The organism is Methylobacterium sp. UNC378MF (assembly GCF_900103195.1).
GTDB lineage: Bacteria > Pseudomonadota > Alphaproteobacteria > Rhizobiales > Beijerinckiaceae > Methylobacterium.
Window position 1 is genome coordinate 105,507 of record NZ_FMWU01000016.1, and the last position, 14,220, is coordinate 119,726.

Here is a 14,220-nt window from a genome sequence, read left to right on the forward strand (position 1 = left end):
TCGGGTTCAGGGCGGCGGCATCACGCGTGCGGTGCCGGGCCTCAGCGGGCCGGAGCGAAGCCCGCTCTGCGGGCCAGGATGAACTTCGCTCCCGTCGCGGCCACCTGTCGGACGCCGCGCGGCACTGAGATCTGTCCCGCGGCGCGATGCGCGGTCGCTCAGCGCTTCGGCTTGTTGAGCCGGGCGATCAGGGCTTCGAGCCGCGGATCGACGGGTGCCGAGAGGGCGTCCGTGAACAGCGTGCGCAGATGCTGACCGAGATGACGACGGATATTGGGGCTCAGCGGTGCCGCCTCGGTGGACCGTTCCGTCTCGCAGACGCGCTCTGGATGCGGCTTCGACATGACGGGAGATCCTCGCACCGGCCTGGATGTACGGTTGCAAGGTTTGGTTAAGGAGCCGTCACCGTCCCGTCTCAACCCGGCGCCGGAGCGGTGTCGCAGATCGGAACTGGCGCGGCGAAGGGCACGTTGCCGGCGCATCCCCCCTCCACAGCTCGGAGCCGCCCTGTGTCCCGCTCAATTCCCTTGATGATGTTGGTGGTCCTCGGGACGGTGACGGCGGGCGCGCCCTGCGTCGCGCAGACGAAGCCCGGCGAGATCAAGGGCATCGACGCGATGGGCGACAAGTCGCGCAGTGCCCAGGACGGCTGGAGTCAGGTGCTGTTCGTGATCTAATCGGTCTCCGCATCTCGGTTCAGCGCCGCACCCGGCATCCCGGGATGCCGGGTGCGGACCGGCGTCGCTTGGAGAGCCGAACGCTTCACCTCGCCGCGCAGATGGTGCCGATCCCGCTCATCCCGGATCGGGATCGGCCGCTCTGCCCGCTCAGCGATACCCGTACCGGCTCTTGGCGGCGGCGAGCAGGTGCAGGGCCTCGCCCGATTTGCCGGCCGCGCATTCTGCTGCGGCTTGGGCGAGGTCGGCGCTGAACCGGTCGCCCACCGGCTTGTTGAGATTGCCGGTCGCCACGTCGCTGTCGACGATCGCCTTGGTGCGCGCGATCTCCGGGCCGCAGCCACTGCCCGTGGGCAGGGCCAGAGGCGCCGGGACGATCGGCGAAGGTTCCATGACCGCGGGCGTGGCGCGCTGCTGGCAGGCGCCCAGTGCGGCGGCGGCAAGGGCGGCGAGGCTGAGACGCATCGGAAGACGGGACGCGGGCACGGCGATCATCCTGTTGGGGCGCAGGGGCTGCGCCGCCGAGGTTTTGTGCCGAGCTTGGCAGTGGGTCAATCGCTCCGGTCACATGCCGCAGGGGTGTGGGACGCGGGACGGCGAAGGCCGGAGCCGTGAAATTCCGCTGTCGTCAGAGTGGTTTGGAGCGCGCCGCCTGCGTTGGGCCTCGGCAGCGCGCTCCGAATCGTGACGACGCCTACTTCGCCTTGTCGGCCAGCGCCTTCAGGCCGGAATCGTAGATGCCCTGGATCGCGTCGGTGGCGACCGTGTCCGGCGCGCCCTTGGCGTTGAAGGTCCCGGTCCAGGTCACCTTCGAGCCTGAGCCGGCCGGGGCGACCGAGAGGGTCGACTTGTAGTCCGAGACCGGCAGCGGGCTCTCCAGGATCGTGTAGGTGTAGCTCATCACCTTGTCGTCGCGGGAGACCTGCTCCTCCTTGATGGTGCCGCCGCCCTTCAGGCTGAGGGTGCGGACCTTCATGCCGTCCTTGTCGGACAGGGCGCATTTCTCGATGGCGGGATGCCAGTCGCCGATGCCGCAGAACTCGCCGATGGTCTGCCACACCTTGGCCGGCGGGGCGGCGATGTCGGCCGAGCGCGTCACTTCCACGGCGTAGCCGGGCACGGTGGCCGCGGCGAGCGCCAGGGCGGCAAGGGGAAGGGACCGGCAGAAAGCGAAAGGCATCTTGGGGTGTCTCCGTCCGTCTCAGGTCGCGGCAGGGACCGCGCAGGCTCTGATGGCCGCGCAGGAGCTAGGCCGAAGTCACTCGTTCGGCAATAGGTCTCGACGCTGAAGCGATGCAGCGACCACCGAAGTGAGCCCAGCGCCGCTGCGCTTGTCGCACTTGTCGATCGAAACCAATCGAATCTCGAATGCAAGCAGTATCAGCTCAAATATTCCTGCCGGTGCGGATGGCGGGCATCTCACGGACTGCAAATCCTCGACGTGAGAGATGCACAGGCAACGCACCCTTTGACCACGATGTTCAATAGATTCGCTGTCTATCGCGGAATGACTCTTGAGCGCTCAAAATATTACTGCGAACTATAAATATAAATTGCAAACTATATTTTGGACATTCACGTAATTGTCTTCATCTGGACATAGGTTGCTTATTTGGCTAGATCTCGGCAGGATGATTCTGCGGATCCACAACGGTTTTAGATGTTTCGCCGCGTAGTTGTAAGTGTATTGGTAAAATATGTCTATTGACGCGCAGAAACAACCTTATGTCACATTTTGTTTCGCCTTGAACTATGTTCGAGTCGGCAGAGTGTCTTTTATCAGATCTGCCAGAGAACTAGTGAAGACAGCCCTTGATCGCGACGTGCGGCAGAGTGTGACCCAGGCAGGATGTAAACAGTGCGTTCAAAGCTAAGACAAGCGACAATATTGCTTCCGAACCTAATCGGCGGGGGAGGGTGGAGTCGACATCGAGGGAAGCGGTTAGCTCGGGGATCCGTTCCGTCCGAAATGAGACGCACTGCGCGACGTCTGATCGAGACATTGTCCCGCATCACGGATGGGCGCTCAGATTCGGCGGCCTCGAGGCGAGAAAATCAAATATTTCGCGGCATCGAGGTCGATAAATTGGTGTCATGTAAGTTATTTGATCCTATTTACTATAAAAATAAATATACAGACATCGTTGGCGATGATAAATACGCTCTCATGCACTTTGCAATGCACGGACAGTTCGAGGGACGCCGACCGTCCATTTATTTTGATCCCGATTTTTACATGCAGGAACGAGAAAGATCCGATTCGGTAAGCAGCGATGACGCGGCAGGAGGCTCCGATTTCCTGCATTACCTGACGGTGGGCTGGAAGGCGGGCCTGGATCCCTCCCGCTTCTTCTCGACCTCCTGGTATGTCGAGACTAACCGGGACGCTCCCGGCGTGAGCCTTTGCCCTCTTTATCATTTTGCAACCCGCGGACTGAACGAGGGTAGGCTGCCCGCACGGGACGTCGATGTGGATTGGTACATCAATAAGTATGACTTGGATCCAAACGACAAGCCATCCGCGTACGCCAGTATGGTCGAGTCATATCCGAAACGTGCGGTGTCGGAGTTGGATTATCACTCACGCTGTCAAGCACCTGCCGCTAACATCTCAGGAGCAGAGCTGAGCCTCATTTTCTTGGGCAACAGCGAAGCATCGGATCTCCTAGATTTGGCGCCCGCAGTTCCGGACGGCAGCCACGCCGACGCGTTTTCCGATATTGTCAATTTCGAACTGATTACGCTGGATGTCTGGGACACGATCCTTCGACGGGATTGTCATCCCGACGAGATCAAATTGCAATCGGCCAGATTTCTATACCTTCGCGCGATGACCCTGCTAAAACCGTTCTTCAAGGACGTCAATCGCCTCCTCACGGCACGACTCCAATCCGAAGCCGCAACATCTTCAGGGGAAGATCGAGAATTCCAGCTGGCCGCCGCTTTCAGGTACTGGCTCAACCTTACACTCGACACCAGCGTTAATAGAGACACGATCAGCGCGCTCGTCCAGCAGCTTCTCGAACACGAACTTGTGGCGGAGAAGCGCTCGACGCGGCTGGACCAGCCTGCCGGACAGTTCTTGCGCCAGCAGTGCGCACCAGTAGTATTTGTATCCGATTTTTACGCCGATCGGCAGTTTGTCAAGAATCTGCTCGAATTCCACGGCGTGGGAAGATATATGCTCGGCGGATATGTTTCGAGCGACTATCATCAAACCAAGCGAAGTGGAAAACTATTTGAAGTAGTTAGGCAGGATTTGCGGATTATACCTGAACGATGGGCTCACATCGGCGACAACGAGGTCTCTGATCACGTTTCCCCCCGGTCGGCGGGTATTCTATCGCGCCTCTATACGAACAACAGAGAACTTGAAAGATCGCGCTGGTTCGCTCAGGCGTTTGAAAAATACAGAAGTAGAAATCTATCGCTGCACGAGAAGCGCATCGCATCTCTGATCTGCGAGCATGCCAATTCTCTTGTCCGCCCGGATAAAGAGCACGGGCGTTTCGAGCAAGTCGGCGCACAGTTCGCGATGATCGCTGTCGGGTTTATCTTATCTGTACTCGAAGACGCGGTGGTACATGATTTCAAGCGTATATACTTCTTTACACGCGAAGGGGCGTTTTTCCGGCGGCTTGCGCAGGTGATAGTCCAAAACGACCCTTATAATGTAAACTATCCTGAGCTTGAGCTTCTGAAAGTCAGTCGCGTCGCAACGTTCGCGGCCTCGTTGTGCATGAACGAGCAGGAAGATCTGATGAGGCTGTGGCGTCAATACAGCACACAGTCGCTTCGAGATTTTTCAATTTCTCTGGGTCTCGACGAAGGTGCGATGCAAAATCTCGGCCGACGTCATTCGATCGATTGGTTCGAGCCGATACAGTATCCCTGGCGCGATAATAAATTCAAGGCTTTGCTTTCGGATAAAACGTTCAACGCTCTCATTACGAATAGAGTGCGCAAACAGGGCGGCGCGCTGAAGAATTATCTCGCGACTCAGGATTTTGGCAAGACGCCTGCAGCGGCCGAAATGATCGTTGATGTCGGATGGCGCGGAACCATCCAGGACAACCTCGCGCATCTTACATCAGTGGCGATCCGTGGACATTACCTCGGCTTGTTCCGCTTCCTGAATCCACAACCCAAATTCTCGCACAAGATTGGATATTTGTTCGACGAGAACGGTGGACGCTCGCATAGAGGAATTGTCGACGAAGTCGCGCCGCTCGAGATGATCTATAATACGTTAGGCGGATCGGTGCTGGAATACGATGACGAGGGCGGGATCTGCACTCCAAGGCGCCGCGTCGAGCCCGGAGAAGAGCGGATTGTTGCTGAATATGTCTCGCATATGCAGGAGGGAATGCTCAGCTGTGCAGAAATCATTTGCAAGTATATCAAGTTGCATGGACTGACGTCGAAGGACCTTCTGAACCTCGCGCAGTCGACAGCCGCGTCTCTGTGTGCGCAACCGCCCACTGAGCTCGCTGACGCGTTCTTCGAACTGAAGCATAACGAGTCCTTCGGTGCCGGCCAAGTTCAGGATTTGGGCTTGGCTTTGGAGCAGTTGCGCGATGACATTCCGATCAACGCGCTTGGTTCATCGGAAGTTTATCAGACAGTCAGTGCAGTCGCGTCCGGATCGCGTTGGAAAAACGGCTTGTTCGCTACCTCGAGACTGGCTCGCCTATGGGATGAGGCCGATGCACGCCGCCGCTTGTCCCTGCCGTCCAGCTTCTACATGGCTCGTACCCCGCGAACCGTAGCCCTGCGGGGACAGAGCGTCAGCGTCTACTGCCCGCCGCCGCTCGCAGGCTCGGGCGGACACCGAACGATCTTCAATGTGGTTCGATCGCTGGCACAGTTCGGCCTGAATATTCAGTGCTTTGCCGACGGCACGGGAGACGGTTTGGCACTTATCGAGGAATGGCTGGATGGAACGACAGCGCATCTCCATTCCCAATGGCACGGTCACGTCCGTGCGGATTTCGCTTTGGCGACGGTCGCGCATTCTGCAAAATTTGTCGCCGAGTTGCCGCATGCCAGGCATAAGGGTTATCTTGTCCAGGACCTTGAGAGCTTGTTCAATCCCGTGAGCGACCGCTATCTGATAGCTGAAAATAGTTATCAGTACGGTCTTCGTCATTATACCGTCGGAAATTGGCTCTCCCACCGCTTATATCAGGAATATTCCAGCCAGACTGTCCCTGCGGGCCTCGGTGTCGATACCGATATCTATCGCATTGATGCCTCTGCGGTCCGGGAAAAGGCGGTCTGCTTCCTGTATCAACCTGACAAATGGCGTCGTCTGCCGCAGGTGACGTTGGACGCCTTGACGATTGTGAGCAAGGCGGTTCCCGACGCAAAAATTTATATGTTCGGTAGTGATGCCCGAATCAATCCGGGTTTTCGGGTCGAGAACCTCGGCCTGATTAATGATCTGAAAGAATTGAACCGCCTGTACAATACATGCGAAGTGGGCTTGTGTCTGAGCATGTCAAATCCCTCGCGCATTCCCTTCGAGATGATGGCTGCCGGCTGTCTCCCTGTTGATCTCTATCGAAACAACAACCTCTTCGATTATGTCGACGATTCTGCCCTCCTAGCCTATCAGTCGGCGGAATCCATTGCGGATGCGGTGGTGACGCTCCTGCGGGCTGATAGCTCCGAACTCGGGCGTCGACGGGAAAAGGCGAGAAACTTCGCGTCCGGAAGAAGCCTCGCCTGGGAAAGCGAGACCATTGCGAACCACATCGTTTCACAGATACTGGGTGAGGCCTTTATTCAACACAAGCCGAGCCCGGCCTATCGCAGCGCTCCGCACATTGCTCCCATCGACGATAACGCCGCCACGCGGTGGTTCTGCACACGCCAGATGCAGCTGTGATGTCGTCGTGCGTCCGCCTCCTGGCCGATTGCACGTAGAACGGCTGGACTTCTCTGCGTTACGGACAACGCGCGACGACGGACCAACGATCAGGCGGTCGATGGGTCCGGCGTAAGTCCGCTACCACGCGTCGTCGATCGGGAACCCGACTTGGCGGCCCATCTGGTCGCTATCCGCCAGCAGATCGTCCGACCCGTAAGGGCTGCGGCTCCGGGCGACGCGTGGACCGCGCCGGCCGCGATCGGCCATCGGGACGTCCGCGCCCTCGATCACCACGCGGGTTCGGCCCATCCCCTGGCTCTTCACGAGGTTGAACAGCGTGGCGGCGTTGCGGACCGAGAGGCGCACGCAGCCATGCGAGGCCGCCCGTCCGAGGCTGCGGACGTGGTTGGTCCCGTGGATGGCGTGGCCCTGGTTCGTGAAGAACATCGCGAAGGGCATCGGCGCATCGTCCCATTCCTTCGAGAAATGCGTGCGCTCCATCCGGAACGGTCGGTAGGAGCCGGACGGGGTGTCGTAGCTCGCGACACCGGTCGAGACGGGCCACGAATAGCGGGGCTGCCCGTCGACCGTGACCTCCATGCGCTGGGTGGTCTTGTCGACAGCGACGAGCACGTCCGCGTTGGCCGTGCCCGGAATTGCTGCCCACAGGAGAAGACCGGACAGGACGGAGATCAGACCGATACGCATGAACGACCCCGGCTCGAGACACCGCAACGGTTTGCCGTCACGCTAAATCGTCCGCAGCACCGAGGTTCCGGCCCGCCGCGATCCTGCGTAGTCACGCTTTGTCGAGCGCCGTCACGGCGCCGCCGCGACCGCGCCGGAAGTCCGGCGGATCGCGGTCTCCGCCTCCTCGGCGATGCGCAGAACCAGATCGCCTGCCCCCGGCAGATCGTCGATCAGACCGACGGCTTCGCCGACCGTGACATTGGCGACATCGTAGTCGCCCGCGGCATCGGCGCCCTCCACGTCCCGTCGGCGCTCGGCGGCGGCCGCGCGCAACGCGTCCTCGCGGCCGTGCCAGGTCTCGATGAAGGCGTTGCGCAGGAGCCGGCCGGTATAGGGCGCTGGCCAAGCCCGCTGGCGGGCGATGTCGTAGACCTGCGTGCGGACGGTGTCGTCGCCGGTGGCGGCGAGAACCCGCTGCTTCGCGGCCGGGTGGATCAGGGCCTCCTGGGTGGCCCAGAACCGCGTCCCCATCAGGACACCGTCGGCGCCCAGCGCCAGGGCGGCGGCGAGACCGCGCCCATCCGCGATGCCGCCGGCCGCGAGCAGCAGCGTCTCGGGGCGCTCCCGGGCGACCAGGTCGGCGACCGCCGGCACGAATGCCAGGGTGCCGCGGGCGGTGAGCCCGTGGCCGCCGGCCTCCGTGCCCTGCGCCACCACCACGGCCGCGCCGACCTCCAGGGCGCGCCGGGCCTGGGCCAGGGTGTGCACCTGACAGATCAGGGGCACGGCGGCGGCGTGGATCCGTTCCGCGAACGGGGCCGGATCCGCGAAGGACAACATCAGGGCGGCGGGCGACCGGGCGAGCGCCGCGTCGAGGAGCGACGGGTCCCGGGCCATGGACCACGTGATGAAGCCGCAGCCGACCCGCTGATTGCCCGCGCGGGCGAATTCCCGGTCGAGCGTCGCGTGGTCGCCGTAGCCGCCGCCGATCAAGCCGAGGCCGCCGGCGGCACTCACCGCCGCCGCGAGGGCGCCCCCTGAGGCCGGGTCCATGGGCGCCAGGACGATCGGATGGCGCAGCCCGAAGGCGTCGGTCAGTCTGGTCCTCAAGGCCATGGGTCCCCTCCCCGCGGAGCTTTTCGGTCGGACGGTTGCGCGCGCCGCCCATCCGGGCTTAACCGTCGGCTCTATGCGGAAAAAATGATTCCTTCAGAAGGAAGGCATCAGAAAAGCAGATGGCATGAACAGCACCGACCTGATGTTCTTCGCGGCCGTGGCGGAGACCGGCGGCATCGGGCGGGCGGCGGCGCGGCTCAACACCGTCCAGTCCAACGTCACCGGACGGATCCGCACGCTGGAGCAGGCTCTGCGCGTGCCGCTGTTCCACCGCGGCAGCCGCGGGGTGACCCTGACCCGGGCCGGGGAGCGGCTCCTGCCCTACGCCCTCCAGGTCGGGCAGCTGCTCGCGGAGGCGCAGCACGCCCTGCTGGCCGAGGGCGAGCCCCGCGGCCCCCTGCGGATCGGCGCTATGGAGACGACCGCGGCCCTGCGCCTGCCCGGCCCGCTCGCCGACTTCGCCGCGCGCCACCCGGAGGTGGACATCGAACTGGAAACCGGGCCGACCGAGCTGCTGATCGCCCGGGTCCTCGACAGGACCCTCGAGGGGGCCTTCGTGGCCGGCCCGGTCACGCAGGCCGAACTCGTCGGAATCCCGGCCTTCACCGAGGAACTGGTGCTGGTGGCCCATCCGGCCGTCGGTGATCTGGCGGCGCTGCTCGACCGGCTGGCTCGCGCGCGGGACGCGAAGGTGCTCGTGTTCCGAACCGGCTGCTCATACCGGAGGCGCCTGGAGGACTTTCTGGGGCGCCAGGGCCTCGTGCATGTGCGCCGCATGGAGTTCGGGACTCTCGACGGCATCCTCGGCTGCGTGGCGGCCGGGATGGGCGTGACCCTCGTCCCCCGTGCCGTCGCAGACCCGGCGCACCGCGCCGGCCGCGTCTCGGTCCACTCCCTGCCGGACGGCGACGGGCACGCCCGCACCCTGCTGGTCCATCGCGGTGACGGTCAGCCGAGCGCGGCCTTCGCGCGGTTCGTCGAGCAGATCCGGACGGCCTTCCCGGATTCACCGTAGGATCACCGGTTTCGGCACGGACCATGCCCTCGGCAACCGCCGGTTGACAGCGGCCCGAGCCCGGGCGCTTCCTCCCGGCCGCAGAAGGTTTGGAGTTCCCATGGCCCTCGACCCCACCCTCGCCGCCGAGATCGAAGCTTCCGTGGCGGAGGGCTTTGCCGATCAGGTCGTCCACACGCAGGCTCTGGTGCGGTTCGCCTCCCTGCGCGGGGAGGAGCATGCCTGCCAGGACTACGTCTTCGACCAGTTCCGCGCCCGCGGTTACGCCACCGAGCGCTTCGCCATGGACCGCGCCGCCATCGCGGCCCATCCCGGCGGCTCGAAGATCGACGACGCGCTCCATTCGGACGCCCCGATCGTGGTCTGCCACCACCGGCCGAGCACCGAGACCGGTCGCTCGCTGATCCTGCAGGCCCATCTCGACGTGGTGCCGCCGGGCCCGCTCGACCTCTGGACCCACCGGCCCTTCGATCCGGTGATCCAGGGCGACTGGATGTACGGCCGCGGCGCCGGCGACATGAAGGCCGGCCACGCCGCCAACCTGTTCGCCCTCGATGCCCTGGCCCGCCTGGGCCTCCAGCCGGCGGCCTCCGTGACGGTGCAGTCGGTCGTCGAGGAGGAATCCACCGGCAACGGCGCCCTGATGACCCACCTGCGCGGCTACCGGGCCGACGCCGTGCTGATCCCGGAACCCGAGGACGAGAAGCTCGTGCGCGCCAATACCGGCGTGCTGTGGTTCACCGTCGAGGTGCGGGGCGTGCCGGTCCATGTCCGCGAGATGGGCGCCGGCGCCAACGCCATCGACGCCACCTACCGGGTGATCGGCGCGCTGCGCGAGGTCGAGGCCCGCTGGAATGCCGAGAAGGCGTCGCATCCCCACTTCGAGGCCGAGGACCACCCGATCAACCTCAATATCGGCAAGATCGAGGGCGGTGACTGGGCCTCCTCGGTCCCGGCGTGGTGCCGGATCCACTGCCGGGTCGCGCTCTACCCGGGCGTGAGCGCCGCGCAGGCCGCCGCCGAGATCGAGGCCGCCGTCGCGAGTTTTTCCCGCACCGACCCGTTCCTCGCCAACAGCCCGCCGCGCGTGGTGTTCAACGGCTTCTTCGCCGAGGGCTACGTGCTGGAGGAGGGCTCGGAGGCCGAGGCGGTGCTCGGCCGTGCCCACGAGCGGGCGGTCGGCGCGCCGCTCCAGAGCTTCATGACCGCGGGTTACCTCGATACCCGGGTCCACGCTCTCTACGACCGGGTACCGGCCCTCTGCTACGGGCCGACCTCCCAGAACATCCACGGCTTCGACGAGCGCGTGAACCTCGCCTCGGTGAAGCGCTGCACCACCGCCATGGCGCTGTTCGTGGCCGAGTGGTGCGGGACCGAGCGCAAGGCCAGGTGAGCCACCACCGTCCTTGCGAGCGGAGCGGAGCAATCCAGCGTAGCGCCGCGCTTACAGATGTTGCGCCGCCCTGGGTCGCGTCGCTGCGCTCGCGATGACGGCGGTGATCTCCGTCAGGGGATCAGCCGGTCCGCGCGGAGCTGGGCGAACAGGTCGAAGAACGCGTCGTCCGTCGGCTGGTAGGCCGTGAAGCCCAATCGCCGGCTCTTGCTCATGTCGGTGACGACCTCGATCGGCCGACCGAGATCGGCGTCCGTGTGCCAGGCCGAGGCGAGTTTTTCGAGGTTCGGCTCGGCCAGTCCGTATCGCTGCGCGATCTCCGCCCAGGCCGGACAGTCCTGCGCCATCCGCGGCTCCAGCGGCCGGTGCGTGCCGTCGAACGGCACCGCCGCGATCCCGAACCAGTCGGCGATCCGGCCCCACATCCAGCTCCAGCGGAAGACGTCACCGTTGACGACGTTGAACGCCTCGTTGGCGGCCCTCGGCTCGGTCGAGGCCCAGAGCAGCTGGCGGGCGAGCAGCCGCGCGTCGGTCATGTCGGTGAGGCCGTTCCACTGCGCGGCCGAGCCCGGGAAGATGAAGGGCCGCTCCAGCTCCCGGCACAGCGTGGCGTAGCAGGCGAGCGTCGTGCCCATGTTCATGGCGTTGCCCACCGCCTTGCCGATGATCGTGTGCGGGCGGTGCACGCTCCAGGTGAAGCCGTTGCGGGCGGCGGCCGCGAAGACGGCATCCTCCTGCGCGTAGTAGAAATTCTCGATGTCGAGGCGGCCCTGGTCCTCGCGGAACGGCGTCTGCGGCAGGGTGCCTTTGCCGTAGGCCTCGAACGGGCCGAGATAGTGCTTCAGCCCGGTCACCAGGGCGACGTGGCGCACGCTCTTCTTCGGGCGGAGCGCGTCGAGCAGGTTCTCGACCATGGCCCGGTTGACCCGGATCATCTCCGCCTCGGTCGGGCGCCGCTGCCAGGTCGCGAGGAACACGTGGCTCGGGGCGAGGTCGGCCAGCGCCCGCTCCAGCGAGGCCGGATCCTGCAGGTCGCCGGCCACCGGCTCGACACCGTCCTGCTGCACCGGGTGACGCGCGAGACCGGCCACCCGCCAGCCTTCCCGGTGGAGCAGCGCCGCGGTGGCGCTGCCGACGATCCCGCTGGCGCCGACGATCAGGGCGGTGTTCGACATGGAAACCCTCGCTGCAAACCCTCGCCCCCGCGACCCGGCCTGAGGCCGGGCCCGGGGAGATGCGGCGGGGCGGCGCTCACCGCAAGGGCGCCCGGCGCCGGGCTTGCCTGCGCAGGGCTCAGGCGACCCGGTCGATCGCGGCGCCCAGGATGTCCACGATCTCGCCGATCTGGCCGCGCTCGATGATCAGCGGCGGCGACAGCGCGATGATGTCGCCGGTCACCCGGGTCAGCAGGCCGCGCTCGAAGCAGTCCACGAACACGTCGTAGGCACGCTTGCCCGGCGCGTCCGGACGCGGCGCCAGCTCGATGCCGGCGACCAGCCCGATCGTGCGGATGTCGATGACGCCCTTGCGCCTGCGCAGGTCGTGCATCGCCGCCGCCCAATCGTCGGCGATGTCGGCGACGCGGGTGAGAAGGCCCTCCTCCCGGTAGATGTCCAGCGTCGCGATCCCGGCCGCGCAGGCGATCGGGTGGCCGGAATAGGTGTAGCCGTGGAACAGCTCGATCCCGTCCGGACCCTGCATCAGCGCGTCGTGGACCGCGCGGCTCGCGAAGACCGCGCCCATCGGCACCGTGCCGTTGGTCAGGCCCTTGGCGCTGGTCACGAGGTCCGGGACCACGCCGAAGAAGTCGGTCGCGAACGGCGCGCCGAGGCGGCCGAAGCCGGAAATCACCTCGTCGAAGATCAGCAGGATTCCGTGCTTGGTGCAGATCTCGCGCAGGCGCTCGAGATAACCCTTCGGCGGGATCAGCACGCCCGTGGAGCCCGCCACCGGCTCGACGATGCAGGCCGCGATGGTCTCGGCCCCGTGGAGCGCCACCAGCCGCTCCAGATCCTCGGCGAGCTCCGCGCCGTGCTCGGGCTGGCCCTTCACGAAGGCGTTGCGGGCCGGATCGTGGGTGTGGCGCAGGTGGTCGGTGCCGTTGAGCTGCGGGAAGACACGGCGGTTCGACACGATGCCGCCGACCGACAGGCCGCCGAAGCCGACGCCATGATAGCCGCGCTCGCGGCCGATCAGCCGGGTCCGCGTCCCCTGCCCGATCGCCCGCTGGTAGGCGAGCGCGATCTTGAGGGCGGTGTCGACCGATTCCGAGCCGGAATTGGTGAAGAACACCCGGTCGAGGCGCTTGTCGGGGCCGCCCGGGGCGATCTCGGCCAGCCGCTCGGCGAACTCGAAGGCGATGGGGTGGCCCATCTGGAAGGTCGGGGCGAAGTCGAGGGTCGCGAGCTGCCGCTCCACCGCCGCCGCGATGCCCCGCCGCCCGTGGCCGGCATTGACGCACCAGAGGCCCGCGGAGCCGTCGAGGATCTTGCGGCCGTCATCGGCGGTGTAGTGCATGCCCTCGGCCGAGACGAGCAGGCGCGGCGCCGCCTTGAACTGGCGGTTGGCGGTGAACGGCATCCAGAAGGCGTCCATCGCGGGCGTGTTGCGGAGCGGATGGTCGGTCATGGGGCGGTACTCCGGGGCAGGCGGCGCGGATCGGGCGGTGGGACCAGGGGACACCTTCGCCGATCGGGCAACAAGTCCTTTTCTGGTCGCCGCCAACCCCTTGCAGGATCGGGGCCGCGGGTGGCACCGTTGCGGGATCCGCAACACCTGAAACGGGCCTTCAGCCGGATGAGCATCGATGTCGGCGCGCGCCTGCGCTTCGTTCGGGCCCGCCACGGCCTGTCGCAGCGGACGCTCGCCAAGCGCGCCGGGGTGACGAACTCCGCGATCTCGCTGATCGAGGCCAACCGGGTGAACCCGTCGGTGGGCGCCCTGAAGCGGATCCTCGACGGGGTGCCGATCGGCATGGCCGAGTTCTTCGCCCTGGAGCCGGAGCCGGAGCGCAAGGCGTTCTTCGCCGCCGAGGACCTCACCGAGATCGGCCGCCGGGCCGCCAAGGGGGCGATCTCGTACCGGCAGGTCGGCGACAGCCTGTTCGGGCGCAAGCTCCAGATCCTCAAGGAGCGCTACGAGCCCGGCGCCGATACCGGCCGGGTGCCGCTCTCCCACGAGGGCGAGGAGGGCGGGATCGTGCTCTCCGGCCGCCTGGAGGTGACGGTGGACGCCGAGCGCCGGATCCTCGGCCCCGGCGACGCCTACAGCTTCGACAGCCGCCGCCCGCACCGGTTCCGCTGCGTCGGGCCAAACCCGTGCGAGGTGGTGAGCGCCTGCACGCCGCCGAGCTTTTGAGCGCGCTTCGCCGAAGTGGATACCGGTTCGGCGCAAGACGACCAAAGTGGTGGCCATTTCACGGTCTACCAACCGTTGGCGGATCTCCTTCTGCTGAGCA

Annotated in this window: 12 protein-coding genes; 5 read left to right on the forward strand and 7 right to left on the reverse strand. The window is 65.2% G+C overall.

Features of this window, described 5'->3' with window-relative positions; translation table 11 throughout:
- Positions 1-158 precede the first annotated feature (158 nt).
- The gene (locus tag BLT59_RS17835; RefSeq protein ID WP_091783106.1) at positions 159-344 is read right to left on the reverse strand and encodes a hypothetical protein; all 186 of its coding nucleotides are present in this window, start codon (positions 342-344) and stop codon (positions 159-161) included.
- A gap of 165 nt (positions 345-509) precedes the next feature.
- Between BLT59_RS17835 and BLT59_RS31350 the strand changes: the two genes are divergently transcribed.
- Positions 510-677: a hypothetical protein gene (locus tag BLT59_RS31350; RefSeq protein ID WP_175544046.1), complete on the forward strand. Its 168-nt coding sequence runs from the start codon at positions 510-512 to the stop codon at positions 675-677.
- Positions 678-827: 150 nt separating this feature from the next.
- Here BLT59_RS31350 and BLT59_RS17840 read toward each other — a convergent pair whose 3' ends face one another.
- Positions 828-1,172, reverse strand: coding sequence for a hypothetical protein (locus BLT59_RS17840; RefSeq protein WP_091783109.1), 345 nt, complete (start codon positions 1,170-1,172; stop codon positions 828-830).
- Between the two features lie 199 nt (positions 1,173-1,371).
- Positions 1,372-1,857: an SRPBCC family protein gene (locus BLT59_RS17845; protein ID WP_091783114.1), complete on the reverse strand. Its 486-nt coding sequence runs from the start codon at positions 1,855-1,857 to the stop codon at positions 1,372-1,374.
- Positions 1,858-2,646: 789 nt separating this feature from the next.
- On the opposite strand from BLT59_RS17845, the gene BLT59_RS30680 reads away from it, so the two are divergent.
- Complete coding sequence (locus BLT59_RS30680; protein ID WP_175544049.1) at positions 2,647-6,567, forward strand: rhamnosyltransferase WsaF family glycosyltransferase; 3,921 nt, start codon at positions 2,647-2,649, stop codon at positions 6,565-6,567.
- A gap of 120 nt (positions 6,568-6,687) precedes the next feature.
- On the opposite strand, the gene BLT59_RS17860 is transcribed toward BLT59_RS30680, so the two are convergent.
- Together BLT59_RS17860 and BLT59_RS17865 are read right to left on the reverse strand one after the other, a co-directional pair.
- Positions 6,688-7,257: a L,D-transpeptidase gene (locus BLT59_RS17860; RefSeq protein WP_244514039.1), complete on the reverse strand. Its 570-nt coding sequence runs from the start codon at positions 7,255-7,257 to the stop codon at positions 6,688-6,690.
- Between the two features lie 111 nt (positions 7,258-7,368).
- The gene (locus tag BLT59_RS17865; protein WP_091783122.1) at positions 7,369-8,355 is read right to left on the reverse strand and encodes an NAD(P)H-dependent flavin oxidoreductase; all 987 of its coding nucleotides are present in this window, start codon (positions 8,353-8,355) and stop codon (positions 7,369-7,371) included.
- A 124-nt stretch (positions 8,356-8,479) separates the two neighbouring features.
- On the opposite strand from BLT59_RS17865, the gene BLT59_RS17870 reads away from it, so the two are divergent.
- Both BLT59_RS17870 and BLT59_RS17875 read left to right on the forward strand, forming a co-directional pair.
- The gene (locus tag BLT59_RS17870; protein WP_091783124.1) at positions 8,480-9,370 is read left to right on the forward strand and encodes a LysR substrate-binding domain-containing protein; all 891 of its coding nucleotides are present in this window, start codon (positions 8,480-8,482) and stop codon (positions 9,368-9,370) included.
- Positions 9,371-9,470: 100 nt separating this feature from the next.
- Complete coding sequence (locus BLT59_RS17875; RefSeq protein ID WP_091783127.1) at positions 9,471-10,763, forward strand: ArgE/DapE family deacylase; 1,293 nt, start codon at positions 9,471-9,473, stop codon at positions 10,761-10,763.
- A 113-nt stretch (positions 10,764-10,876) separates the two neighbouring features.
- Here BLT59_RS17875 and BLT59_RS17880 read toward each other — a convergent pair whose 3' ends face one another.
- Both BLT59_RS17880 and BLT59_RS17885 read right to left on the reverse strand, forming a co-directional pair.
- The gene (locus BLT59_RS17880) at positions 10,877-11,938 is read right to left on the reverse strand and encodes an SDR family oxidoreductase (RefSeq protein ID WP_091783130.1); all 1,062 of its coding nucleotides are present in this window, start codon (positions 11,936-11,938) and stop codon (positions 10,877-10,879) included.
- Between the two features lie 118 nt (positions 11,939-12,056).
- Positions 12,057-13,391 carry an omega-aminotransferase AptA gene (locus BLT59_RS17885; protein WP_091783134.1) on the reverse strand — a complete coding sequence of 445 codons (1,335 nt, stop codon included), beginning with the start codon at positions 13,389-13,391 and terminating at the stop codon, positions 12,057-12,059.
- Between the two features lie 168 nt (positions 13,392-13,559).
- Here BLT59_RS17885 and BLT59_RS17890 point away from each other — a divergent pair, with 168 nt between their 5' ends.
- Entirely contained in the window at positions 13,560-14,120 is a 561-nt protein-coding gene (locus BLT59_RS17890) for a cupin domain-containing protein (protein WP_020092415.1), read from the forward strand.
- Positions 14,121-14,220 lie beyond the last annotated feature (100 nt).

What these genes read in the sequence shown, in the direction of transcription:
- BLT59_RS30680 (WP_175544049.1), top strand. Translation starts at nt 2,647, where the DNA reads ATGAGACGCACTGCGCGACGTCTGATCGAGACATTGTCCCGCATCACG.
- BLT59_RS17865 (WP_091783122.1), bottom strand. Translation starts at nt 8,355, where the DNA reads ATGGCCTTGAGGACCAGACTGACCGACGCCTTCGGGCTGCGCCATCCG.
- BLT59_RS17890 (WP_020092415.1), top strand. Translation starts at nt 13,560, where the DNA reads ATGAGCATCGATGTCGGCGCGCGCCTGCGCTTCGTTCGGGCCCGCCAC.
- BLT59_RS17880 (WP_091783130.1), bottom strand. Translation starts at nt 11,938, where the DNA reads ATGTCGAACACCGCCCTGATCGTCGGCGCCAGCGGGATCGTCGGCAGC.
- BLT59_RS17875 (WP_091783127.1), top strand. Translation starts at nt 9,471, where the DNA reads ATGGCCCTCGACCCCACCCTCGCCGCCGAGATCGAAGCTTCCGTGGCG.
- BLT59_RS17845 (WP_091783114.1), bottom strand. Translation starts at nt 1,857, where the DNA reads ATGCCTTTCGCTTTCTGCCGGTCCCTTCCCCTTGCCGCCCTGGCGCTC.
- BLT59_RS17870 (WP_091783124.1), top strand. Translation starts at nt 8,480, where the DNA reads ATGAACAGCACCGACCTGATGTTCTTCGCGGCCGTGGCGGAGACCGGC.
- BLT59_RS17840 (WP_091783109.1), bottom strand. Translation starts at nt 1,172, where the DNA reads ATGATCGCCGTGCCCGCGTCCCGTCTTCCGATGCGTCTCAGCCTCGCC.
- BLT59_RS17835 (WP_091783106.1), bottom strand. Translation starts at nt 344, where the DNA reads ATGTCGAAGCCGCATCCAGAGCGCGTCTGCGAGACGGAACGGTCCACC.
- BLT59_RS17860 (WP_244514039.1), bottom strand. Translation starts at nt 7,257, where the DNA reads ATGCGTATCGGTCTGATCTCCGTCCTGTCCGGTCTTCTCCTGTGGGCA.
- BLT59_RS17885 (WP_091783134.1), bottom strand. Translation starts at nt 13,391, where the DNA reads ATGACCGACCATCCGCTCCGCAACACGCCCGCGATGGACGCCTTCTGG.